This window comes from Bradyrhizobium sp. 132 (assembly GCF_023074185.1).
Lineage (GTDB): Bacteria > Pseudomonadota > Alphaproteobacteria > Rhizobiales > Xanthobacteraceae > Bradyrhizobium.
Window position 1 is genome coordinate 112,563 of sequence record NZ_JADPKY010000170.1, and the last position, 23,531, is coordinate 136,093.

The 23,531-nt window shown below is 63.4% G+C and carries 25 protein-coding genes; 14 read left to right on the forward strand and 11 right to left on the reverse strand.

Annotated elements, in window-relative coordinates; all coding sequences use genetic code 11:
* Window positions 1–4 precede the first annotated feature (4 nt).
* The 3 genes from mnmE to hemJ form a co-directional block, all read right to left on the reverse strand.
* Window positions 5–1,363, reverse strand: coding sequence for a tRNA uridine-5-carboxymethylaminomethyl(34) synthesis GTPase MnmE (gene mnmE / locus IVA74_RS37005; protein ID WP_247352567.1), 1,359 nt, complete (start codon window positions 1,361–1,363; stop codon window positions 5–7).
* 329 nt (window positions 1,364–1,692) lie between these two features.
* Window positions 1,693–2,958, reverse strand: coding sequence for a transcription termination factor Rho (rho, locus tag IVA74_RS37010; RefSeq protein ID WP_247352569.1), 1,266 nt, complete (start codon window positions 2,956–2,958; stop codon window positions 1,693–1,695).
* A gap of 247 nt (window positions 2,959–3,205) precedes the next feature.
* Window positions 3,206–3,640: a protoporphyrinogen oxidase HemJ gene (gene hemJ, locus IVA74_RS37015; protein WP_247352571.1), complete on the reverse strand. Its 435-nt coding sequence runs from the start codon at window positions 3,638–3,640 to the stop codon at window positions 3,206–3,208.
* Between the two features lie 456 nt (window positions 3,641–4,096).
* On the opposite strand from hemJ, the gene IVA74_RS37020 reads away from it, so the two are divergent.
* The 4 genes from IVA74_RS37020 to dnaQ are packed head-to-tail and all read left to right on the forward strand — an operon-like array spanning window position 4,097 to window position 6,926.
* Window positions 4,097–4,936 (forward strand): pyruvate, water dikinase regulatory protein, encoded by an 840-nt coding sequence (locus IVA74_RS37020; RefSeq protein WP_247352572.1) that lies wholly within the window; start codon window positions 4,097–4,099, stop codon window positions 4,934–4,936.
* 19 nt (window positions 4,937–4,955) lie between these two features.
* Window positions 4,956–5,564 carry a Maf family protein gene (locus IVA74_RS37025; RefSeq protein ID WP_247352574.1) on the forward strand — a complete coding sequence of 203 codons (609 nt, stop codon included), beginning with the start codon at window positions 4,956–4,958 and terminating at the stop codon, window positions 5,562–5,564.
* Window positions 5,565–5,587: 23 nt separating this feature from the next.
* Window positions 5,588–6,181, forward strand: a complete 594-nt coding sequence (gene coaE / locus IVA74_RS37030) for a dephospho-CoA kinase (RefSeq protein ID WP_247352576.1) — start codon at window positions 5,588–5,590, stop codon at window positions 6,179–6,181.
* A 28-nt stretch (window positions 6,182–6,209) separates the two neighbouring features.
* On the forward strand, window positions 6,210–6,926 hold the full coding sequence (gene dnaQ / locus IVA74_RS37035; protein WP_247352578.1) for a DNA polymerase III subunit epsilon: 717 nt from the start codon (window positions 6,210–6,212) through the stop codon (window positions 6,924–6,926).
* Here dnaQ and secB read toward each other — a convergent pair.
* A complete protein-coding gene (secB, locus tag IVA74_RS37040; RefSeq protein WP_247352580.1) occupies window positions 6,923–7,405 on the reverse strand; it encodes a protein-export chaperone SecB in 483 nt (160 codons plus the stop codon). The two genes, dnaQ and secB, sit on opposite strands and share 4 nt — an antisense overlap.
* A 419-nt stretch (window positions 7,406–7,824) precedes the next feature.
* Here secB and IVA74_RS37045 point away from each other — a divergent pair, with 419 nt between their 5' ends.
* From IVA74_RS37045 to IVA74_RS37055, 3 genes are read left to right on the forward strand one after another with little or no spacing between them, the layout of a single operon-like run.
* Complete coding sequence (locus tag IVA74_RS37045) at window positions 7,825–8,520, forward strand: Tim44/TimA family putative adaptor protein (protein WP_247352582.1); 696 nt, start codon at window positions 7,825–7,827, stop codon at window positions 8,518–8,520.
* On the forward strand, window positions 8,498–10,075 hold the full coding sequence (locus IVA74_RS37050) for an MltA domain-containing protein (RefSeq protein ID WP_247352584.1): 1,578 nt from the start codon (window positions 8,498–8,500) through the stop codon (window positions 10,073–10,075). The genes IVA74_RS37045 and IVA74_RS37050 overlap by 23 nt, the downstream gene beginning before the upstream one ends.
* The gene (locus IVA74_RS37055) at window positions 10,072–10,662 is read left to right on the forward strand and encodes a Smr/MutS family protein (protein WP_247352586.1); all 591 of its coding nucleotides are present in this window, start codon (window positions 10,072–10,074) and stop codon (window positions 10,660–10,662) included. Before IVA74_RS37050 ends, IVA74_RS37055 begins: the two co-directional genes overlap by 4 nt.
* Here the strand turns inward: IVA74_RS37055 and IVA74_RS37060 are convergent.
* The 4 genes from IVA74_RS37060 to hslV form a co-directional block, all read right to left on the reverse strand.
* On the reverse strand, window positions 10,659–11,783 hold the full coding sequence (locus IVA74_RS37060; protein ID WP_247352588.1) for a hypothetical protein: 1,125 nt from the start codon (window positions 11,781–11,783) through the stop codon (window positions 10,659–10,661). The genes IVA74_RS37055 and IVA74_RS37060 overlap by 4 nt on opposite strands.
* Before the next feature lie 29 nt (window positions 11,784–11,812).
* Window positions 11,813–13,117, reverse strand: a complete 1,305-nt coding sequence (gene hslU / locus IVA74_RS37065; RefSeq protein WP_247352590.1) for an ATP-dependent protease ATPase subunit HslU — start codon at window positions 13,115–13,117, stop codon at window positions 11,813–11,815.
* 51 nt (window positions 13,118–13,168) lie between these two features.
* Window positions 13,169–13,786, reverse strand: a complete 618-nt coding sequence (locus tag IVA74_RS37070; RefSeq protein ID WP_247352592.1) for a DUF2585 domain-containing protein — start codon at window positions 13,784–13,786, stop codon at window positions 13,169–13,171.
* A gap of 109 nt (window positions 13,787–13,895) precedes the next feature.
* Window positions 13,896–14,456, reverse strand: coding sequence for an ATP-dependent protease subunit HslV (hslV, locus tag IVA74_RS37075; RefSeq protein ID WP_247352594.1), 561 nt, complete (start codon window positions 14,454–14,456; stop codon window positions 13,896–13,898).
* A gap of 192 nt (window positions 14,457–14,648) precedes the next feature.
* Between hslV and hisB the strand changes: the two genes are divergently transcribed.
* From hisB to coaA, 7 genes are all read left to right on the forward strand, one after another.
* Entirely contained in the window at window positions 14,649–15,242 is a 594-nt protein-coding gene (hisB, locus tag IVA74_RS37080; RefSeq protein ID WP_247352596.1) for an imidazoleglycerol-phosphate dehydratase HisB, read from the forward strand.
* A gap of 63 nt (window positions 15,243–15,305) precedes the next feature.
* Window positions 15,306–15,836, forward strand: coding sequence for a DUF2628 domain-containing protein (locus IVA74_RS37085; RefSeq protein WP_247352598.1), 531 nt, complete (start codon window positions 15,306–15,308; stop codon window positions 15,834–15,836).
* Complete coding sequence (hisH, locus tag IVA74_RS37090; protein ID WP_247352601.1) at window positions 15,833–16,483, forward strand: imidazole glycerol phosphate synthase subunit HisH; 651 nt, start codon at window positions 15,833–15,835, stop codon at window positions 16,481–16,483. The genes IVA74_RS37085 and hisH overlap by 4 nt, the downstream gene beginning before the upstream one ends.
* A complete protein-coding gene (gene hisA, locus IVA74_RS37095) occupies window positions 16,480–17,217 on the forward strand; it encodes a 1-(5-phosphoribosyl)-5-[(5-phosphoribosylamino)methylideneamino]imidazole-4-carboxamide isomerase (protein ID WP_247352895.1) in 738 nt (245 codons plus the stop codon). The genes hisH and hisA overlap by 4 nt, the downstream gene beginning before the upstream one ends.
* A gap of 10 nt (window positions 17,218–17,227) precedes the next feature.
* Window positions 17,228–18,004: an imidazole glycerol phosphate synthase subunit HisF gene (hisF, locus tag IVA74_RS37100; RefSeq protein WP_247352603.1), complete on the forward strand. Its 777-nt coding sequence runs from the start codon at window positions 17,228–17,230 to the stop codon at window positions 18,002–18,004.
* Window positions 18,005–18,107: 103 nt separating this feature from the next.
* The gene (locus tag IVA74_RS37105; protein ID WP_247352605.1) at window positions 18,108–18,434 is read left to right on the forward strand and encodes a phosphoribosyl-ATP diphosphatase; all 327 of its coding nucleotides are present in this window, start codon (window positions 18,108–18,110) and stop codon (window positions 18,432–18,434) included.
* A 21-nt stretch (window positions 18,435–18,455) separates the two neighbouring features.
* A complete protein-coding gene (gene coaA, locus IVA74_RS37110) occupies window positions 18,456–19,412 on the forward strand; it encodes a type I pantothenate kinase (protein ID WP_247352607.1) in 957 nt (318 codons plus the stop codon).
* 484 nt (window positions 19,413–19,896) lie between these two features.
* Here the strand turns inward: coaA and IVA74_RS37115 are convergent, their stop codons facing one another.
* The 3 genes from IVA74_RS37115 to IVA74_RS37125 all read right to left on the reverse strand — a co-directional run bounded on the left by IVA74_RS37115 (window position 19,897) and on the right by IVA74_RS37125 (window position 23,463).
* Window positions 19,897–20,526: a histidine phosphatase family protein gene (locus tag IVA74_RS37115; RefSeq protein WP_247352609.1), complete on the reverse strand. Its 630-nt coding sequence runs from the start codon at window positions 20,524–20,526 to the stop codon at window positions 19,897–19,899.
* Window positions 20,527–20,629: 103 nt separating this feature from the next.
* Window positions 20,630–22,855: a PAS domain-containing hybrid sensor histidine kinase/response regulator gene (locus IVA74_RS37120; protein WP_247352610.1), complete on the reverse strand. Its 2,226-nt coding sequence runs from the start codon at window positions 22,853–22,855 to the stop codon at window positions 20,630–20,632.
* A gap of 140 nt (window positions 22,856–22,995) precedes the next feature.
* Window positions 22,996–23,463: a hypothetical protein gene (locus tag IVA74_RS37125; RefSeq protein ID WP_247352612.1), complete on the reverse strand. Its 468-nt coding sequence runs from the start codon at window positions 23,461–23,463 to the stop codon at window positions 22,996–22,998.
* Window positions 23,464–23,531: the final 68 nt, after the last annotated feature.

Consider the following 23,531-nt stretch of genomic DNA (forward strand, 5'->3'; position numbering starts at 1 on the left):
AGCCCTACTTTCCGATACAGAATTTCTGGAAAATCGCCCCGAGGACGTCCTCGACGTCCACCCGACCCAACAGCCGGCCCAAGGCATAGGCGGCAGCACGCAGTTCTTCGGCGGCAAGCTCCTCGCCCTCTTCTACAAGCTCCAGACTCCGGCGCAAGCTGTCCGACGCCCGGCGCAGCAGATCCCGCTGGCGGGCCCGGGTCACCAAGGCGCCCTCGGTCGTTCCGAAGAAGTCAGCGGCGAATTTCACGAGGGCATCGACCAGCTCGGGAATGCCGTCCCCCCGGCTCGCTGAGATTCCGAACCCGCCGCGCGGCCCGGCGTCCTTGTCTCCGCTGAGATCGATCTTGTTGCGCACGATCCAGACCGAGCCGCTGGAGGGACTGCTCCCGCTGCCGGACTTCCCCAGCGACCCCATCGCGTCCGGATCGACAGCGCTGCCACCCTCCACCAGCCACAACACGAGGTCGGCGTCTTCGGCCCGCGCTCGCGCCCGGCGGACACCCTCCTGCTCGACCGGATCATCGGTCTCGCGAATGCCGGCGGTGTCGATCACCGTGACGGGATAGCTGTCGAGATCGAGCTGCACTTCGATCACATCACGCGTGGTGCCGGCATGCGGCGAGACGATCGCGACGTCGCGGCGCGCGAGCTGGTTGATGAGTGTCGACTTGCCGACATTCGGCTCGCCCGCAATCGCAACCACCAGACCGTCGCGCAGCCGTTCAGCTTGTCCCTGTGCCGCAAGGACTTCTGCGATTTCGCCGTGCAGAGCCTCGATCGCCTTGACCGCAGGCGCCCTCAACTCGGCGGGCACATCGCCCTCGTCGGAGAAATCGATGCCGGCCTCGATCAAGGCCGAGGCCTCGATGATGCGCTCACGCCAGTCACGCGCGCGATTACCGAGGAGACCCTGCAACTGCCGTAGCGCCTGGCGGCGCTGGCGGTCGGTGTCGGCATGAATGAGATCGTCGAGGCCTTCCGCCTCGGTCAGATCGAGCTTGCCGTTCTCGAACGCGCGCCGCGTGAACTCGCCGGGCTCGGCGGCGCGCATATTCGGAATTACGGAAATAGCGGCGAGGAGTGCAGCCAGCACCGCGCGGCCGCCATGGACGTGAAATTCGGCGACGTCCTCGCCGGTCGCGCTGGCCGGCCCCGGGAACCACAGCACCACCGCGTCGTCGATCGGCTGGCCCGCGCCGTCACGAAGCAGCCGGCGGCTGGCCTGCCGCGGCATCGTCAGTTTACCTGCCAACGTTGTCAGCGCCAGGCTGGCGCCGGGCCCGGAGACACGCACCACCGCGAGCGCGCTCGGCGGGCGGCCGGACGACAATGCAAAGATGGTCTGGTCTCGCGGATGCATGGCCTATTTGTCCGGCTGATGGGGAAAAGGCAAACATCCGTTGCGGGGCGAGGGATCGCGTTGCTTTGCTGCCCCAATTCCCGCAGCAAAATCCATATTGCGATGCAATATGTCTGGGACGAGGTTTGCTGCAAAATTGCTCGCCGCCGATTAAGCCGCCAGCTAAAATGGCATTCCAGAATTCTATTATTTCATAACAATATCAGCGACTTATGATAAATCTGGTTAAGCCGAAAATGCCCGACCATGCTGCACCTTCGCTGCAACAAAGCCGCACAATAGAAAAGGGCGCCCGGAGGCGCCCTCTGATTTCCACGCTGCACCCTGGCTCAGGTATTCATCGAGTCGAAGAACTCGGAATTGCTCTTGGTCGAGCGCAGCTTGTCGAGCAGGAAGTCGATGCCATCCATCGTACCCATCGGGTTCAGGATGCGCCGGAGCACGTACATCTTCTTCAGAACCACCGAATCGGTGATCAGCTCTTCCTTGCGGGTGCCGGAGCGCGAAATGTCGATCGCCGGGAAGGTCCGCTTGTCCGAGACCTTGCGGTCGAGGATCAGCTCGGAGTTACCGGTGCCCTTGAACTCTTCGAAGATGACTTCGTCCATGCGGCTGCCGGTATCGACCAGCGCGGTCGCGATGATCGTCAGCGAGCCGCCCTCCTCGATGTTGCGGGCGGCACCGAAGAAGCGCTTCGGCCGCTGCAGCGCGTTGGCGTCGACACCGCCGGTCAGCACCTTGCCGGATGACGGCACCACGGTGTTGTAGGCGCGGCCGAGGCGCGTGATCGAATCGAGCAGGATCACGACATCGCGGCCATGCTCGACCAGCCGCTTGGCCTTCTCGATCACCATCTCGGCGACCTGGACGTGGCGCACCGCCGGCTCGTCGAAGGTCGAGGAGACGACCTCGCCCTTCACCGAGCGCTGCATGTCCGTGACTTCTTCCGGACGTTCGTCGATCAAGAGCACGATCAGATAGCACTCAGGATGATTATGCGCGATCGAATGCGCGATGTTCTGCATCAGCACGGTTTTACCGGTGCGCGGTGGCGCGACGATCAGCGCGCGCTGGCCCTTGCCGATCGGCGCGACGATGTCGATCACCCTTGCAGACAGGTCTTTCCGCGTCGGATCGTCGATTTCCATGCGGAAACGCTGATTCGGAAACAGCGGCGTGAGGTTGTCGAAATTGACCTTGTGCTTGGCCTTTTCCGGGTCCTCGAAATTGAGCGTGTTGACCTTCAGCAGCGCGAAGTAGCGCTCGCCCTCTTTCGGGCTGCGGATGTGGCCTTCGATGGTGTCGCCGGTGCGCAGGCCAAAACGGCGGATCTGCGACGGCGAAACGTAGATGTCGTCCGGGCCCGGCAGATAATTCGCATCGGGCGAGCGCAGGAAGCCGAAGCCGTCGGAGAGAACCTCGACGACGCCTTCGCCGACGATGTCGGTCTCGGCGATCGCAAGCTGCTTGAGGATGGCAAACAGCAGCTCCTGCTTGCGCATGGTGCTGGCATTCTCGACCCCGTTCTCTTCCGCGAACGAGACGAGCTCGGCCGGCGTCTTCGACTTGAGGTCCTGGAGTTTAATTTCCCGCATTGGGGTGGTCCTGTGGGGTAACCTGGGGAGGGGGTGCGAGGAGGCTCTGAAATGCGGACGCGAGAATGTAAGGTCCGCAGGTCTGGCAAGGAGAGCGCCGGTGAGGCTTCAAACCTGATGGGGTGTCCGGCTTTTGAAAAGCTCAGACACGACCACATCCGCCTGCGTTGGGTGGGATATCGCTAATATAGAAAATCGGCTCACACTCCGCAAGCCGAAGCGCTGAGCGATCGTTCACGATCCTTGCCTAGAACGGCTTCACGATCACCATGATGACGATCAAAATCATCAGAGCAGTTGGTACCTCGTTGATAATCCGATAGAATTTCTGGCTTCGTGGGCGCCGGTCCGTGGCGAAATCCTTCAACCATCGCGAAAAAAAGCCGTGGACCGCGGACATCGCCAGGACCAGTGCCAGTTTTACGTGCAGCCAGCCGAAGGTGAACCAGTGACCGGCCCAGGCGAGATAGAGCCCGGCGAGCCAGGTGACGATCATGGCAGGGTTGATGATCGCCTTGAACAGCCGACGCTCCATGATCTTGAACGTTTCCGACTGTTTCGAGCCGATCTCGGCCTCGCAGTGATAGACGAACAGCCGTGGCAGATAGAGCATGCCCGCCATCCAGGAGATGACGGCGATCACATGCAGCGCCTTGATCCAGAGATAGACGTCTTCGAACATTTTTCTGCGTCCGGATTTCTGCCGAGGCAAGGGAACTGGGGATAGTAAGAACCCGTTAAGGTCTTGCCTGCACACTTATCCGTCCGTAGCGCCCTTCTCCAATAAGAATCTTAGATTCTTAAGGTTTGAGTCTATGTGACGGTGAATTGGACTCACACAATTCAGTCCGCCCGTTGCCACGCGCTTATTCACATCCATCAACATATACCCGATCGCTCTGGTCGCTTTCGATAAGTCGACCAGCTTCAAAGGCTTGCGCGTTTCTGTCGGCAGCTTATCAAGGGGGTTATCGGCCCAATCCCGTTTCCCTTTCGGCAGGGCGTCGAACTTGTTCTCAGGGGCAGTGGTGTGAAGAAAGTTAGCGGTTATCCCGCCCCTGCTGTCGCACATCCCTTTCCGAGCGGTTAAGCTCCACAGAAATCCACAAACCACACCGCCTTCATACAAAGAGCTTTTGTGCCGACCTCGAACAATTATTTCCATCTGCACCTCGTCTCCGACTCCACCGGTGAGACGCTGATCACGGTCGCACGCGCCGTTGCCGCCCAGTACGCCAACGTTACCCCGGTCGAGCATGTCTATCCGCTGGTGCGCAGCCAGAAACAGCTCGATCGTGTGCTCGACGAGATCGAGGAAGCGCCGGGAATCGTGCTGTTCACGCTGCTTGAGAAGGACCTGGTTTCCAGGCTCGAGGACAAGTGCAAGGGGATCAATGTTCCGAGCCTGTCGATCATCGGCCCGGTGATGCAATTGTTCGAGGCGTATCTCGGAGCTGCCACGACCGGCCGGGTCGGCGCCCAGCACGTGCTCAATGCCGAATACTTCAAGCGCATCGACGCGCTGAACTACACCATGATCCATGATGACGGTCAGCATGTCGAAGGGCTCGACGACGCGGACGTGGTGCTTGTCGGTGTCTCCCGCACCTCCAAGACTCCGACGTCGATCTACCTTGCCAATCGCGGCATCCGCACTGCCAACGTGCCGCTGGTTCCGGGCATTCCGGTTCCCTTGCAATTGGAAACGTTAACGCGACCGCTGGTCGTGAGCTTGCATGCGACGCCGGAACGCTTGATTCAAGTGCGCCAGAACCGCCTGCTCTCGATGGGCGCCGATTCCAGCAGTGACACCTATATCGACAGGCAGTCAGTCGCGGAGGAGGTCGCATTCGCCCGCAAGCTGAGCGCCAAGCACGATTGGCCGCTGCTCGACGTCACGCGGCGCTCGATCGAGGAAACCGCCGCGGCGATCATGAAGCTCTATAGCGACCGCCAGCGTAACCGGCCTTCTGAATAGTCTTGGGAATAATTTTGCGATGGGTCTGTGGCTCGGCAAATCTTCGTTGATCCTGGCCTCGCAGAGCAGCGCGCGAAAGATGCTGCTGGCCAATGCCGGGCTCGAGTTCAAGGCGATCACGGCTGATATCGACGAGCGCGGTATCCAGGCTGCCTCGGGGCTTTCGAGTCCGGGCGAGATCGCCCTGCTGCTGGCGCGCGAAAAGGCCACGGCAGTCTCGGCCAATCATGCAGGAAGCACCGTCATCGGTGCGGATCAAACGCTGGCCCTTGGCGATCGCCTGTTCAACAAGCCTGCGGGCCGCTCCCAGGCGCTGGCGCAATTGCGCGATCTCTCCGGCAAGTGCCATGAGTTGAATTCCGCCGTGGCGATAGCACGCGATGGCGAGATCATCTTCGAGGACGTCTCGGTCGCCCGCCTGTCCATGCGGCAAATGACCGAGGCTGAGCTTTCGGCCTATCTCGACGTCGCCGGCGATGCAGTCGCCACCAGCGTCGGCGGCTACCAGCTCGAAAGCCTGGGTATCCATTTGTTCGAGCGTATCGAGGGCGACCACTTCACCATTCTCGGCCTGCCGCTGCTGCCGCTGCTTGCGTTCCTGCGGCGCGAGCGGCTAGTTGCGGTGTGAATGGCAGATATGGCTGGGCACTGATGCGAATCCTGGGACTGACCGGCTCGATCGGGATGGGCAAATCCACCACCGCGAAATTATTCGAGGAGGCCGGCGTCCCTGTCTACGATGCCGATGCGGCCGTGCATCAGCTCTATGAGGGCGAAGCTGCGCCCGCGATCGAGGCCGCCTTCCCCGGCACCACCGCGAACGGCAAGGTCGATCGGCCGAAACTGTCGGCGCGTGTGGTGCACGATCCCGCCGCCATCAAGCAGCTCGAGAAGATCGTCCATCCGATGCTCGGCGCTTCCCGAAACAAATTCTTCGCCGACGCCGCTGACGCGCCGGTCGTGGTGCTGGACATTCCGCTGCTGTTCGAGACGGGCGGCGAGACGCGGGTCGATGCCGTGGTCGTCGTGACGACGTCTCCGGAACTCCAGCGCGAGCGGGTACTGGCGCGCGGCACGATGGACGAGGCCAAGCTCGACGCCATTATCGCCAAGCAGACGCCCGACGCGGAAAAGCGCAAGCGTGCCGATTTCGTGGTGGATACCTCACACGGACTCGAACCGGTGCGCGCCCAAATCGCGCACATCCTCGCCGAGGTCGTTAAGATGCCGCAGCGGCGAGCCTGATTCGCCGCCTTACACGGCTTGCTGAATCATGCGCGAAATCGTTCTCGACACCGAAACCACCGGCCTCGATCCGCTGCGTGGAGATCGCCTGGTCGAAATCGGCTGCGTCGAGATGTTCAATCGCATGCCGACGGGGCAGAGTTTCCACGTCTACATCAATCCCGAAAGGGACATGCCGGCGGAAGCCTTTGCCGTGCACGGGCTGTCGGCCGAGTTTCTGGCGACGAAGCAGCTGTTTCACGAGGTCGTCGACGAGTTTCTGGAGTTCATCGGCGACGCGCCGCTGGTGATCCACAACGCCTCGTTCGACATCAGTTTCATCAACGCCGAGTTGGACCGGATCAAGCGCGCGGCGATCCCGCGTGAGCGGCTGGTCGATACGCTGCTGCTGGCGCGGCGCAAGCATCCCGGCGTGTCGAACCGGCTCGACGATCTCTGCTCGCGCTATGCGATCGACAATTCACGCCGAACCAAGCACGGCGCGTTGCTCGACGCCGAGTTGCTTGCGGAAGTTTATGTCGATCTGGTCGGGGCGCGGCAATCGCAGCTGCTTCTGGCTTCGGAAGCCGAGGAGATGCGCGTCAATGGTGCTGCCGATGCGCCGCGGCGGCAGCGGCCGGTGCCGCTCACGCCGCGGATTTCAGACGCCGAGCGCGAGGCCCACCGGGCCTTCATCGCGACCCTCGGCGACAAGGCGATCTGGAACGAGTTCTTGCCCGCTCCAGCCGCCGCTTCGGCCGGTTAGGCCTGACCGGCCGGCGGAGCGGCCATTTGCCGCTCCATGTTCTGACGATAGAGACCGACGAAGTCGACCGGATCCAGCATCAGGGGCGGGAACCCGCCGTCGCGCACGGCGGTCGCGATGATCTCACGGGCGAACGGGAACAGCAGGCGCGGGCATTCGATCATGACCAGCGGATGCAGATTGTCCTTCGGCACATTGGAGATCCGGAACACGCCGGCATAGGCGAGCTCGAACGAAAACATGATCTTGCCGGCGGTCTCGGCCTTGCCCTCGACCGACAGGGTCACCTCGAACTCCTGTTCGCTGAGGTTGTTGGCGCTGACATTGATCTGGATGTTGATCTGGGGCGGCTGGCTCTGCTGCTGGAGCGAGCTGGGCGCGTTCGGATTTTCGAACGAGAGATCCTTGGTATATTGCGCCAGCACGTTGAGCTGGGGAGCCTGGGCCGCCTCGGGAGGGGTGCCGTTACCGTTGGTCATAAGAGTGTCTCCTTACCCGATTGGGCTGAATTTCGCGGCGGTTGGCTAACATAGGGCTACCTCGTTCCACAAGGACGAACGGTCCCGGATGGGGAATTCAGGCCGCGCCCACAGCGGTGTCGTTCACCCCCGCCGATCCAGCCAAGTCGCGCCTTAAACGATTGAAGATGCGCGATTTCCGGGCAGGATCGGGTTTCCCCTTAAGCATAAAACGCGCTACACTCAGTGCTGTGCCAAAAGGCGCCATTGGCCGGGCCAGGTTTCGTGCCTACATCCCACGGACCTGACGCGCGGACCTAAAATGGTGACGTAGACTTGCCGTTTCCGTGTGGAACGGTCTACTGGCCGGATCGATTTTCCCGGCAACGACCCATTCGGGACGGCTCCTTATCTACAGAAGACTAGAAAGCGAATACGACGTGGACATCTACACCATCATCTTCCTGGCGCTGGCGGTCTTCATCTTTCTGAGGCTGCGCAGTGTGCTGGGGCAGCGCACCGGCAACGAACGGCCGCCGTTCGACCGTAACGCGCTCCAGGGTGCCCAGGACAAGAACGTCGTGACCATGCCGGGCAAGGTCATCGACCAGGCCCCGTTGGCGCCGACGGCCGAGCCGGCCCCGCCTTCCGACCGCTGGAAGGGCCTGACCGAGCCCGGCACCGTGCTGGCGCAGGGCCTGGACGGCATCGTCGAAAAGGATTCCACCTTCGATCCACGCCATTTCATCTCCGGCGCCCGCGGCGCCTATGAGATGATCGTGCTGGCCTTTGCCAATGGCGACCGCCGCGCGCTACGCGACCTGTTGTCGTCGGAGGTCTATGACAGCTTCGATGCCGCCATCAAGGAGCGCGAGAAGAACGAGCAGAAGACCGAGACGCGCTTCGTCTCGATCGACAAGGCCGAGCTCGTCGGCGCCGAGCTGCGCGACCGTACCGCCCAGCTCACGATCCGCTTCGTCTCGCAGATGATCTCGGCGACCCGGGACAAGGCCGGCAACATCGTCGACGGCAGCGCCGATACCGTCGCCGACATCACCGACATCTGGACTTTCGCCCGCGACATCACCTCTCGCGATCCGAACTGGAAGCTGGTTGGCACCGGAAGCGCGAATTAAGGCTTTCCTGAAGACCAGCGCGACGGCGCTTTGCGCAGCTGTCGTCGCGCTATCGTCGTTTTCGCTCGGCGCCGAGGCGGCGCGGCGCCACTATCGCAGCCATCACCATCATCTCCCGGAATTGCCCGCCGCGCCGCCGCGGGCCTTGCCGTATCCGCAGCTTCCCCTGCCATTCGAAATCCCTGGCGCCCAATATCTGCCGCTGGCCTGGGCCGACGTAAAGGGCTGGAGCGACGACGCTCATCTCGCCGCCTATAAGACGTTTCGCGCGAGCTGCCGCCCGATCAGCGCGCAGACCGGCGCTCCCGAGCCGAAGGCTTTGGGGGCTTCGCTGAGCGAACCCTGCCGGGCAGCGAAATCTCTTGAGCTTGCTGACGACGCGAAAGCCAAAACCTTCTTCGAGGAGAATTTCGCGCCGCTGCGCATCTCCCGCCTCGGGGAGCCCGATGGTTTCGTCACCGGCTATTACGAGCCGGTGCTGGAGGGATCGCGCACGCAGACCGATGTCTACAACATCCCGGTCTATCGCCGACCCTCGAACCTGTTCGTGCGCGGCTACAAGCAGGATTCGGTCAGCCTGCCCAACAAGGGCCCGGTGTATCGCAAGATCGGCCGCCGCAAGCTCGTGCCCTATTATGACCGCAGCGAGATCGAGGACGGCAAGATCGCCGGCCGCGGACTCGAGATTGCCTGGCTGAAGGACCCGACCGATCTGCTGTTCGCCCAGATCCAGGGCTCGGCGCGGATCAAGTTCGACGACGGCGGCACGGTCCGGCTCAACTACGACGCCTATAACGGCTATCCCTATACGGCGGTCGGTCGCATCCTGATCGAGCGCGGCATCATTCCGAAGGAAGAGATGTCGATGCAGAAGATCAGGGAGTGGATGGCGCAGACCCCTGACGGCGCCAGGGAACTGCGGCGCCAGAACCGTTCCTACATCTTCTTCCGCGAGGTCAATCTGTCCGACAAGGACGAGGCGGTCGGCGCGCAAGGTATTCCGCTGACGGCCGGCCGCTCGATCGCGGTCGACAAATCGCTGCACGTCTACGGTACCCCGTTCTTCATCGAGGGTGAGCTGCCGATCGATTCCGAACGCGCGAAGACGCCGTTCCATCGCTTGATGATCGCGCAGGACACCGGCTCGGCCATCATCGGACCCGCGCGGGCCGATCTCTATTTCGGCGCAGGCCAGGAGGCCGGCCGGGTCTCCGGGCGGCTGCGCCATGCCATGCATTTCGTGATGCTGGTGCCGAAGAGCCTCGATCCCACAGTGCGCGGCGCGCGGCTGCCGGTGCCGGACCCACGGCCCTCGGAGAAGATCGCAAAGCTGTTTCCGCAAACCGAGCCTGCGAAGGATTCCGCTAAGGATCCGAGCAAGGATCCGACCAAGGATCCGACCAAGACGGCGGCTCCGGCCGCAGCCGTGACACAAGGCAAAGGTGAGACGGTCGCCGTCGCCAACCCGGTCCCGCTGCCGGCACCGCGCCCGCTGATAGAGCCTGTTCGCGAGCCGCGGCGGCCGGTGAAAAATCATCCCCATCGGCAGCAATGAAGCGATCGTCCCGTCCGCCCGTGCCGGAGCCTCGTCCCTCGCCGCGCCGTCGCGCGCTGAGCGAGGAAGAACGCGCGCTGTGGGATACGATCGCAAACCAGGTCAAGCCGCTGAGGAAGCATCGCGCGGCGAAGGCGCAAGCTGCGCCGCGCACGGAGCCTTCACCCGCCGCGCCTGCCGCGCGGCCTGCGCCATCGCCGCGTCCGATCGCTGCCGTCCCGGCGCTGCGCGTCGCAAAACCGGCCATTCCGCCGCTGGCGCCGCTTGGGAAGCGTGAGCGAACGAAACTCTCGCGCGGGCGCAGCGAGATCGAGGCCCGCCTCGATCTGCACGGCATGACCCAGCTGCGCGCCCATCGCGCGCTGACCGGATTCCTGCACCGCGCCCACCATGACGGCCTGACCTTCGTGCTCGTCATCACCGGCAAGGGGCGAAGCGGCGGCGAAAGCGGCGTGCTGCGCCGCCAGGTGCCGGAATGGCTGAGCCTGCCGGAATTCCGGGCTTTTGTGGTCGGCTTTGAGGAAGCCGGTATCGGCCATGGCGGCGAGGGCGCGCTCTACGTGCGGATTCGCCGGGCGAGATTTTAGAATGGCCGCACGATCCCGACGCGGGGGATCAGCGTGATGATCAGGCCGAAAATATTGGTCTTTTGATCTTCTGACGGAATCGGCGGCGTCTCGCGTGCGGCGGGCAGCATCTTCACCGCGTGCAGGATCAGGAACATGCAGACCCCCCAGTTCGAGATCCAGCGCGAATAGTCGAACACCATCGCGAACATCACGAGATAGGCGAGGCTGACGCCGGCGAGCGCAGCGACCACGAGACGGCGGTGCGTATCGTTTGCGAGCGCGCCGATCAGGTTCGCAAAATAGCGCCACAGCGGCGTATGCAGCCAGATCAGCAGCGCGAATACGGGCACGCCCAGGATGTTGTGGGGCAGGCGGCCCCAGGTGTCGGAAATCTCCTGCGCCAGCGGCTGGTACCAGATGTAGGCGAATCGCAGCAGCTCGGTCCGCGACTGATCGGCCATCCGGGTTTTCAGATACGCCACGAAATCCGCTTCCGGGATCGGCATCGTTCCCAAAAACTGGGCGGCCAAGAACAGCGTGGAGACGATAAGCAACGCAATCATGCCGAACGCGACGTTGGTGCGATCGCAGCCGTGCGTCAGATAGTGCCTGATCACCACGATGGCGATGATGGTCGGCACATACATCAGGAGATGGATGTGGTGGACCAGCACCAGGATGATCGAGAACAGCGCGGCCAAAGCCACGAACAGCAGTGAGCCCGCCGGCACCAGCAGCAGGATGATCGCCAGCGCGCAGCCATAGATGTCGAAGTGGCCAAGCGTGTGCATGAAGTTCTTGAGGAAGAACGGCGAGCCCGCGATGAAGACGAACAGCGGCAGCGTCTTTGCGGTGAAGCCGAACGTCTTCTGGAACAGTCTTGCATAAAGGGCGAGCGTCACCAGCCACGTCACGCCGCCGAGCGCGAACACCAGCCATACCGGCACCTTGTCCGTGAACAGCGCGACGACCGCCCCGATCAGCGCGCGCTTGACGAAGCCGAAATGGTAATCGACCAGAAGGTGGATGTAGGGGACGTAAGGCGGCAGCTGGATCTTGTGAACGGAGACGCCGACGATGACCGCAGCGTTGATCGCGAGCAGAAGGCGCCAGGGGTTTTGCATGATGCGTGCGGTCACGCGGTAACTGATAGCGCGACCGCCCGAAATTACAAAATGAACCGGCTCAGATCCGCGTTCTTGGCGAGGTCGCCGACGTGCGTCTGTACGAAATCCGCGTCGATCTTGACGGTCTCGCCGCTGCGGTCGGGAGCGGTGAAGGAGATCTCGTCCAGCACCCGCTCCATCACGGTCTGGAGCCGCCGCGCGCCGATGTTTTCGACGGTGGAATTCACCGCCACCGCGACGTCCGCGAGCGCGTCGATGGCGTCGTCGGTGATGTCGAGCGTGACGCCCTCGGTCTGCATCAGCGCGACATATTGCTTGATCAGCGAAGCCTCGGGCTCGGTCAGGATGCGGCGCATGTCGTCGCGGGTCAGTGCCTGCAGCTCGACGCGGATCGGCAGGCGGCCCTGCAGTTCCGGCAGGAGGTCGGACGGTTTTGCGACGTGGAAGGCGCCGGAGGCGATGAACAGGATGTGGTCGGTCTTCACCGCGCCGTGCTTGGTCGAAACGGTCGTGCCCTCGATCAAAGGCAACAGATCGCGCTGCACGCCCTCGCGCGACACGTCGCCGCCGGCGCGACCTTCGCGTGCGCAGATCTTGTCGATCTCGTCGAGAAACACGATGCCGTTGTTCTCGACCGCGCTGATCGCCTCCTGCGTCAACTGATCGCTGTCGAGCAGCTTGTCGGACTCCTCGTTGACGAGGATCTCGTGCGAGCTCCCCACCGTCAGCCGTCGCGTCTTGCTGCGTCCCCCGAGCTTGCCGAAAATGTCGCCGATCGAAACCGCGCCCATTTGGGCGCCGGGCATGCCCGGGATCTCGAACATCGGAAAGCCGCTGCCGCCGCCTTGCGTCTCGATCTCGATTTCCTTGTCGTTGAGCTCGCCCGCCCGCAGCTTTTTGCGGAAAGAGTCCCGCGTTGCCGCGCTGGCATTGGCGCCGACCAGCGCGTCCAGCACGCGCTCCTCGGCGGCAAGTTGCGCGCGTGCCTGCACGTCTTTGCGCTTGCGCTCGCGGACCTGGGCAATCGCGACCTCGACGAGGTCGCGCACGATCTGCTCGACGTCGCGGCCGACATAGCCGACCTCGGTGAATTTCGTCGCCTCGACCTTCAGGAATGGTGCGTTCGCCAGCTTGGCGAGCCGCCGCGCGATCTCGGTCTTGCCGACGCCGGTCGGGCCGATCATCAAGATATTTTTCGGCAGTACCTCTTCGCGCAAGGAGCCTTCCAGTTGCTGCCGCCGCCAGCGGTTACGCAGCGCGATCGAGACGGCTCGCTTGGCATCGGCCTGGCCGACGATGAAACGGTCGAGTTCAGAAACGATTTCACGGGGAGAAAAGTCTGTCATGGGACCTTAGCTAGGGTCAGATGCGGGGCGGGACAAGCCGCTTTTTTGTCGTCAGATGATCGGCGGACCCGATTGCCATTGTTTCACGGCCTCGATCGGATGGATCAGCATCAGGATATTGAGCGTCAGATTGTCGCGAATATGCAGCGCGAGCATGATTTCGAAGGCGAGCCCCAGCAGGACGGTCACTGGGACAGGCAGCAGGCGCGCGGCGAGGAAGCCCAGCATCATGGACAGCGTGTCCGAGATCGAATTGACAATGCTGTCGCCGAAATAGTCCAGCGAGATCGTGCCGGCGCGGTAGCGCTCGATGATGAACGGCGAATTCTCGACGATTTCCCAGGTACCTTCGATCAGCATCGCGATGATCAGCCGGGCGGGCCATGAGAGTTGCGGCGACGGCAGGCGCACGAACAGCAGCCAGGTCAATCCGTAGAACAGGAAGCCGTGCAGGACATGCGAGAAGGCGTACCAGTCGGCGATGTGCTGCGAATTCTCCGAGCTGTTCACCACGCCATGCCATAGCTTGACATAGCCGCAGGTGCAGATCGGCACCCGCCCCATCGCAAACAGGATCGAGGCCTGCAGCGCCAGCAATAGCAGCGCGATGCCGACCCAGTAGGTCGGCGGGATCGCCGTCTTGGCTTTCTCGGAAATCGCGAGCGTCATGAATTGCGCATCATCAGCAACGGAGGATCATCGGAAGTAAGGCATTGCTTCGCTTCGCCGCTTCGCTCGCAATGACGCGGAGCTCAGTTTTGACGTCGAAACCTGGACCCTAGCCGGCCGACAGGGCTTCGATGGTGACGTTGCGGTTGGTGTAGACGCAGATGTCGGCGGCGATGTCGAGGGAACGGCGGACGATGGTCTCGGCGTCCTTGTCGGTGTCGAGCAGGGCTCGGGCCGCCGCCAGCGCGTAATTGCCGCCGGAGCCGATCGCCATCACGCCGGCCTCGGGCTCCAGCACATCGCCGGTGCCGGTCAGGACCAAAGAGACGTCCTTGTCGGCCACGATCATCATGGCCTCCAGCCGCCGCAAATAACGATCGGTACGCCAGTCCTTGGCGAGCTCGACGGCGGCCCGGGTCAATTGCCCCGGATATTGCTCGAGTTTGGCTTCCAGGCGCTCAAAGAGCGTGAAGGCGTCGGCGGTGGCACCGGCAAAGCCGCCGATGACGTCGCCCTTGCCGAGCTTTCGGACCTTTTTGGCATTGGACTTGATCACGGTCTGGCCGATCGAGACCTGGCCGTCGCCACCGACCACCACCGTGCCGCCCTTGCGGACGGTCAAAATCGTGGTGCCGTGCCAGCCCGGCGAGCTGTTTGGGGAGTCCTGCATGAATGAACCTCGTTGTCCGGGCTGATTTAGGCGGTCAGGAGCCGCGGCACAACGGGCCGCTCCGGGCCCGATTTCGCTCACCATAGGCAGAAGTAGCAGCCCGGCCAGCCGTTCCCGCAGTAGCGAAGGTGTCATTTGGCTGTTAAAAGACCGGCGTTTTCGGCTCAAAACCAGAATGGAAACCGATTTTCCATGCGCACCGCGACGATCAAGCGCAAGACCAAGGAAACCGACATCGAGGTATCAGTGAACCTCGATGGCACCGGCGTATCCAATATCGCGACCGGCATCGGCTTTTTCGACCATATGCTCGATCTCCTCGCCCGCCATTCCCGCATCGACCTCACGGTCAAGGCGGTGGGCGATCTGCACATTGATTATCACCATACCACCGAAGACACCGGCATCGCGCTCGGCCAGGCCATCAAGCAGGCGCTCGGCAACATGGCGGGCATCACCCGCTATGCCGGCGTGCATATGCCCATGGACGAGACGCTGTCGCGCGTGGTCATCGACATCTCGGGCCGCCCGGTCCTGGTGTTCAAGGTCGACTTTCCCCGCCACAAGATCGGCGAGTTCGACACCGAGCTGGTGCGCGAGTGGTTCCAGGCCTTCGCCATGAACGCCGGCGTGACTCTCCACGTCGAGACCCTATATGGCGATAACAGCCACCATATCGCCGAATCCTGCTTCAAGGGTCTGGCGCGGGCGCTGCGGACGGCGGTTGCGATCGACCCGAAGACGGTGGGCGAAATCCCGTCCACCAAGGGCTCGCTCGGCGGCTGACATCTCGGGCCGGCGGCACGCGCCGCTTGCGGTATCACTGAAATTAGAGAACGGGGCATCACCATGCCTGTCTACACAGTTCATGCTCCCTCTCCTGCCGGAGCCGATCTGCGCGCGACCGAGAAGTTCGTCTTCGTACGCGACGGCTTCCATTTCTGGGCGATGATTTTCGGCCCGCTCTGGCTGCTGTGGAATCGGCTGTGGCTGGCGCTGATCGGCTGGGTGATCTTCGTCGCCGCGTTCAACGCCGGGCTGTCCAGCCTCGGAATCGGACGCAGCTCGATCTTCTTCGCCGACATCATCGTCGCGCTGCTGATGGGTTTCGAGGCCTCCAGCCTGCGCCGCTGGACGCTGTCGCGCGGTAAATGGCGGCAGCTCGACGTGGTGATTTCCGACGACGAGGACACCGCCGAGCGCCGCTTCTTCGAGCGCTGGAGCCAGAAGCAGCGCGGCATCGTCAACGATCAATGGGCCGTCGATCGCGGTGGCCCGCCGCCGACCCGCAACGTGCCGGGGCAGCAATTCTCAAGCCCGCCACCGATGCCGGCGGGCGGCATCATTGGTTTGTTTCCGGAACCGGGAGGGTCAAGATGAGTGTCGCCATCATCGATTACGGTTCCGGCAATTTGCATTCCGCCGCCAAGGCGTTCGAGCGCGCTGCGCGCAGCATGGAGAACCCGCAAAAGGTCTTCGTCACAAGCGATCCGGACCAGGCCTACAGCGCCGATCGTCTGGTGCTGCCGGGCGTCGGCGCCTTCGCCGATTGCCGGCGCGGGCTCGATGCGGTCAACGGCATGGTCGAGGCGATCACCGAGGCAGTGCGTGTCAAGGCGCGGCCGATGCTCGGCATCTGCGTCGGCATGCAGCTGTTCGCCACCCGCGGCAAGGAACATGTCATCACGCCAGGGCTGAACTGGGTCGGCGGCGACGTCGAGAAGATCACGCCGCGCGACGAAAGCCTGAAGATCCCGCACATGGGCTGGAACACGCTCGATGTGCTGCGCGAGCATCCGGTGCTGAACAAGCTGCCGCTCGGGCCCAAAGGCCAGCACGCCTATTTCGTGCACTCCTATCACCTCAATGCCGCCAACGAGGCGGACGTGCTCGCGCGCGCCGATTACGGCGGGCCTGTCACCGCGATCGTCGCAAAGGATACGGCCATCGGCACCCAGTTTCACCCCGAGAAGAGCCAGCGCTTTGGTCTGGCCCTGATCTCGAACTTCTTGCGATGGAAACCGTGATTCTCTTCCCCGCGATCGACCTCAAGAACGGCCAATGCGTGCGCCTCGAGCAAGGCGACATGGCGCGTGCGACCATATTCAACCTCAATCCCGCCGCGCAGGCCGAGAGCTTTGTTGCGCAAGGCTTTGAGTATCTCCACGTTGTCGATCTCGACGGTGCGTTTGCCGGCAGGCCGGTGAATGCCGAGGCGGTCGAGGCGATGCTGAAGACGATCAGGATTCCGGTGCAGCTCGGTGGCGGCATTCGCGATCTCGCGACTGTCGAAGCCTGGCTCGAAAAGGGCATCACCCGGGTCATCATCGGCACCGCCGCGGTGCGCGATCCTGAATTGGTGAAGGCTGCCGCAAAAAAATTCCCCGGCCGCGTCGCGGTCGGCCTCGATGCACGTGACGGCAAGGTCGCGGTCGAAGGCTGGGCCGAGACCTCGCAGGTGACGGTTCTCGAGATCGCGCAGCGTTTCGAGGATGCCGGCGTCGCCGCCATCATCTTCACCGACATCGCCCGCGACGGCCTGCTCAAGGGCCTGAATCTCGATGCCACCATTGCGCTCGCGGATGCGATCTCTATCCCCGTGATCGCCTCCGGCGGCCTCGCCTCGATCGAGGACGTCAAGGCGATGCTGACGCCGCGCGCGAAAAAGCTCGCCGGTGCGATTGCCGGCCGCGCGCTTTACGATGGCCGCCTCGAACCGGCAGCCGCCCTCACATTGATCCGCGACGCGCGCGCCGCCTAGGAGCTGACACATGTTCAAGGTGCGCGTGATCCCCTGCCTCGACGTCAAGGACGGCCGCGTCGTCAAGGGCGTCAACTTCGTTGACCTGCGCGATGCCGGCGACCCCGTCGAAGCGGCGATCGCCTATGACGCCGCGGGCGCCGACGAGCTCACTTTTCTCGACATCACCGCGACCCATGAGAACCGCGGCATCATGCTGGACGTGGTCCGGCGCACCGCCGAAGCCTGCTTCATGCCCGTGACCGTCGGCGGCGGCGTGCGTGAGGTCAACGATATCAAGACGCTTCTGCGTGCCGGCGCCGACAAGGTCTCGATCAACAGCGCCGCGGTGTCGCGGCGTGAGTTCGTCAAGGAAGCCGCCGAGAAATTCGGCGGGCAGTGCGTGGTGGTCGCGATCGACGCCAAGCGGGTCAAGCGCGCCGGTGGCGGAGAGCGCTGGGAGATCTTCACCCATGGCGGCCGCAACTCGACCGGCATCGACGCCATCGAATATGCCCAGGAGGTGGTCTCGCTCGGCGCTGGTGAAATCCTGCTCACCTCGATGGACCGCGACGGCACAAGGCAGGGTTTCGACATCCCGCTGACCCGCGCGATTGCCGACAGCATTCCCGTTCCCGTGATCGCCTCGGGCGGTGTCGGCAATCTCGACCACCTCGTCGACGGTATTCGCAACGGCCACGCCACCGCCGTGCTGGCTGCCTCGATCTTCCACTTCGGGGAATTCACCATCCGCGAAGCCAAGGAGCACATGGCCCGGGGCGGGCTGGCCATGCGCCTCGATGCCTGACGACTCCCGTCCATAAAAATGCTACACGATTGGCGGGACCGGCTTGTCCCGTCAGATAACCGGCCAGGGCAATCGGCCAAGGCGCGTTTTCCGGGTATTTTGTATGCCGCGTTTCACGATCCACGATCTGGCCGAGACCATCGACGCCCGCGCGGCAGCGGATGGCGAGGCGTCCTATACCCGCAAGCTCCTCGACAAGGGCGCCGAACATTGCGCCAAGAAGTTCGGTGAGGAAGCAGTCGAAACCGTAATCGCAGCAGTCGAAAACGATCGCGCGCATCTGATCGCCGAAGGCGCCGATCTGCTCTACCATTTCCTTGTGCTGCTCAAGGTCCGCGGCGTAAAGCTGGAAGAGGTCGAAGCCGCATTGGACAAGCGGACTTCGATGTCAGGGTTGGAAGAGAAGGCGTCGCGCAAGGGCGGCAACTAGCCGAGGTGGAAAGATCGCGTCATGGATATTCGCGCACCCGAGCAGCAGTATAATCCGTACCGCGTCTATACGCGCGAGCAATGGGCGCGGCTGCGCGACGACACGCCGATGACCCTGGAGCCGGGCGAGTTCGATCGCCTGCGCTCGCTGCACGATCGACTGGACTTGCAGGAGGTCGAGGACATCTACCTGCCACTGTCGCGCCTGCTGTCGATCTATGTCGATGCCATGCAGCGGCTCTATTACGCGGAGCGCCAGTTCCTCAACATCCGCGACCGCAAGGTGCCCTACATCATCGGCGTCGCCGGCTCGGTCGCGGTTGGAAAATCCACCACGGCCCGCGTGCTTCAGGCGCTGCTGGCGCGCTGGTCGCCGCGTCCCAAGGTCGAGCTGATCACCACCGACGGATTTCTGTATCCCAACGCCGTGCTCGAGCGGCAGGGCATCATGCAGAAGAAGGGTTTTCCGGAGAGCTACGACCTGCCGCTGCTGCTCAGCTTCCTCTCCGACATCAAGGCCGGCCGCCGCCACGTGCGCGCGCCGGTCTATTCGCATTTGACTTACGACATCGTGCCGAACGAGTGGGCCGAGATCGACCAGCCCGACATCCTGATCGTCGAGGGCGTCAACGTGCTGCAAACAGGCAAGCTGCCGCGCGACGGCAAAGCCGTGCCCGTGGTCTCCGACTTCTTCGATTTCTCGGTCTATATCGATGCCGACGAAGCCGCGCTGCGACAGTGGTACATCCGGCGCTTCCTGTCGCTGCGCGACACCGCGTTCACCAATCCGAAATCCTACTTCAACCGCTACGCGCTGTTGTCGGACGAGGAAGCCACCGCCACAGCGATCGCGATCTGGGAGCGTACCAACCTCGCCAATCTCGAGGACAACATCCTGCCGACCCGCCCCCGGGCGACGCTGATCCTGAAGAAGGGCGCCGACCACACGGTGGCGAGCGTGGCGCTCAGGCGGCTGTAGCTTCGTCCTGCAGCGCGATCAATCATGGCGTTGGAAGTCGGAATGAAGCGTCCAAGATACCTCCCGACCGCCGCATTTCTGGCAACGGCTCATCTCTTGTTGGCGTTGAGCACTCTTCTCATCAGTCATTCCCTGGCGATCGGACGCTTCGACTCGGCTGGCAATATCAGCCAAGCCGAAAGTCTGGCCAGGGCACTGACAGACACGCTCTTTTGGCCCGTCTCTCACGTCCAGACCAAGGGATTATCGGCCGCGCTACAGTGGGCAGCAGTTCTTGGAAACAGCATCCTTTGGGGAGCTGTCCTTGCGGTGCCCGTGTGGCGATTGGGACGATCGCTGAGCGGTCAGGGTGCCGGCCTCCAACGACGCGTTTGAGTGGCCTGGGAAACATCGTGGGCCGCGTCTAATCGCAGAATCTCGCGGATAATGCCTCGCCCGGCCACCCACATGGTGCTCCGGCGGTATGTCGCTCTTGCTCCAGCCGTCACTTGCCTGCCTTCGCGGTCCAATCGGCAGGCTTGATGCGCCCCACGAAAGCCGCCGCACCGGTGGTACTTGCCCGGTAGGCGAAGGCTTCGCCTTCCTGCACGTCGCCGGCGTCCTTGCCGAAGGCATCGGCGATGTTGGTCTTGTGCGTAACGAGGAACGTGTTGGTGCCGGCCTGCGGAGCCGCATCGACGAGCTGGCGTACGGCCTGTCCGGCCTTTGCATTTGCACCGGTCGGGTTTGCCATTCCCGATGCGCTGGCGTTGCTGCTGTCCGTCAATGCTTCGACCAGCTTGACCTCGCGGCCGGAGATCAGCTTGCCCGCCTCGATCGCGCGGTTCAGCCGGCTAGTGTAGACATCGCCGATCGGGATCGCGAGTTCCCTGATCGACGTCCCGATCTGGCGCGCCATGTCCCGGCCCTTTTCACTGAGCTGACGCTGGGCGCTCATGTCGTCGAAGTTGAAAGGGTAGACATCCTTTTGGCTGTCGTCGGTAGCGGTGTGCCGAAACACCAGCACGTAGCCGCCTTGCTTGAGCGAGGCGATCAAGTCCGGCGTGTCGGCCGCGTTGGCTTGGGTGGAACCACAGAGAAGGGATATGACGGCGAGGCGGCAAAGCACCTTCATGCGCGACATCCTCCGTTGCAAATGCCCCGGAGGATGGTGACGCGCGACGCGGTCGATTTCAATTATCGATTACCGGCCGATCAGGTTCCCATGAAATTCCAGGTCAGATCACCAGATGCCGCGCCGCCGCCAGTCCGGCCAGCGCCTCCTCCAGCTTCTCGCGATCGAGCGGCTTGATCAGAAACCCGTTCATGCCCGCTTCGAAACAGGCGTAGCGATCTTCCACCAGCGTGTTGGCGGTGAGTGCGAGGATCGGCGTGTGGTGGCCGCCTTTGGCCGCCTCATGCGCACGGATGCGTTTTGTCGTTTCGATGCCGTCGAGCTGCGGCATCTGGATGTCCATCAGCACGAGATCATAGGGCGTACCGGCCGATGACGCGCCGAGCCAGGATTCCAGCGCGGCCTCGCCATGGACGGCGATGACGACGCGGTGGCCGAGTTTCGTCAGCAGCGAGCGCATCAGCAGCGCGTTGATCTCATTGTCCTCGGCGACGAGAATCGACAGGCCTTTCGCCGGTACTGCGCCGGTGGATTGGGCCGGTGGCTCCGGCGCGAGATCGGGCGAGGCGACCTCCGGGGTCAGCGCGAGGCGTGCAGCGAGTGAGGCCGCGCGAAGCGGCTTGACCAGGAAGCCGGTGAAGGCCGGCGAAACTTTCTCGTGGCGCGAGCCCGATGTCAGCAGCACGATGCGTTGCATCGCATGCCTGCGTGCGGCTTCGCCGAGGCGGTCAGTGATGGCGGCGCCAAGCGCACGATCGATCAGCACCGAATGCCATGAGCGTTCCGGCAGCAGCGCTTCCGCCACCGCCGCGTCCGTCACCATGCAGGTCTGGCCACCCCAGCGCTCCAGCCGCCGCGCGATCAGCGAGGCCTCGATACCGTCGGCGATCAGCAGGATCGACTTGCCGGCAAGATCAGGGCTCAGGAACGCCTTCGGTTCCGCGCCGGCGTGTGATGGCGCGAGCGGAATCGCGACCTCGAAGGTTGAGCCGTTGCCCGGCTCGCTCGTGAGCGTGATGCGGCCGCCCATGCGCTTGACGATGCGCTCGCTGATGGCGAGGCCGAGGCCGGTGCCGCCATAGGTGCGCGCGATGCGCTCGTCGGCTTGCTCGAATTCGCGGAAGATGCGCTGTTGCGCTTCCGGTGCGATGCCGACGCCGGTGTCGCGCACCAGAAAACTGATCTCGTTCGGCCAGATGCCGGGCTCGACGATCAGCGCAACGCCGCCACTCGCAGTGAACTTGATGGCATTGCCGGCAAGGTTGAGCAGAACCTGGCGCAGCCGCGCGGCGTCGCCGACCACTTCGAGCGGCAGGCGCTCGTCGACATAGGCGGCGATCTCGAGGCTCTTTGCCTGCGCGCGCGGCGCGAGCAGCTCGGTGATGTCCTCGATCAGGGCCGACAGCGCGAAGGGACGCTGCTCGAGATCGAGCTTGCCGGCTTCGATCTTGGAATAGTCGAGCAACTCCTCGATCAGCGCCATCAGCGCTTCGCCGGAGGTTTTCACGGCCTTGGCGTAGGTCGTCTGCTCCGGCGTCAGCGTGGTGTCGAGCAGCAGGCCGCCCATGCCGATGATGCCGTTGAGCGGCGTGCGGATCTCGTGCGAGGCCATGGCGAGGAAGCGCGATTTGGCGCGGTTGGCGGCGTCGGCCTGGTCGCGGGCGTCGGACAGCGCACGCTCCGTCTCGGTGCGGTCGGTGACATCGCGTCCGACACTCTGCAATTCGGCGGGCTGGCCGGCGTCGAGGCGGACATAGCCTTCGCGCCAGGCAATCCAGCGCGCGCCGAGCGGGGTTGCGATCTTCTGGTCGTGAATGCGCGTGCCGTTGCTCTCGCGGGCGCTGTCACCCTGCTCCAGCACGTCGAAATCAAAGCGCGTGCCGACCAGCGCGCCACGCGCCTGCACCGCGAGCGCGCAATAGGCTTCATTGGCGAAGGTGATGCGGCCGCTTGTGTCGCGCAGCACGATCAGATCGCCCTGCTGTTCGAACAGGCTGCGGGCGCGTTCTTCCGCTTCCTTCAGCTCCCAATTGCGGTCGATCAGCGCTTCGTTGTGGGCGGCCAGCGCACGCATCCGCTTGTTGACGAAGCGCAGGCGCATGCTGAGCGTGGCAAGGCCGAGGCAGGAGAGCGCGAACAGGAAGCTGGCGCCGATCGCAAACGCGTTGGGATCGTAGCCGGAATTCTCCGACCGGCTGCCGGAGACAAAGCCATAGGCGCCACCGAAGGTCGCCGAGAAGATCATGAAGGAGCGGATCGCGAAGGCGATTTTGGGGTACTGCCGCCTGAAGCGGCGCATGCGCACCTTGATCCGGAACGTCCGACCCATCGCCACCGACCCGACTGTTTTCTTAAAACCCTGTGCTCGCTGTAAACGACGATGTCCCGCCGACCTTGCGAACAGTTTGAGGTCTTGCGGCCGCCTCCAAACAGGGTTGACGAAGCATTAACGGCTCAGAGCGAGGCGGCTCAAAGCGAAGCGGCCTGGAGATGGCGGTGGCCGCCGTGGGCGCCTACGATCAGCGCCGCCGCCTCGCGCTGCGAGAACGTCTTCGAGCGCACATAGACGCGGTAATCCGCCGGCCCCTCGGTGGAGAGATAGATCACCTGGCCGCCATCGACGGGCTGCGCCGCAATCGAGATCAGGCGGGTCGAAGGATTGGCCTGGCAGGTCTCCGATTCCGAACCGAGGCCGTCGTCGACGACGGCGAAGTCTGCCGCATCCGCATCCTCGGTGATCTGAACCCGCACCGTGGCCAGGGCGGGATCATCGGTGAAGGCGACGTGCAAGCCGGCGGTCCAGAACAGCGACGTCAGCTCGACCGAGGTTTCGCCCAAGGCGATGCAGGGATGCGAGACCGATCCGATCTCGCTGCGGGCAAACACCGCAGCCGCGAGCAGGGGAACGACCGAGGCCAGGATCTTGAAACGCAACATGACACGCTACTCGCCGGGCCCCGGGGAACTCGTGGCGGGATCTGATGGGCCTTATGGTTTGCAGAGCG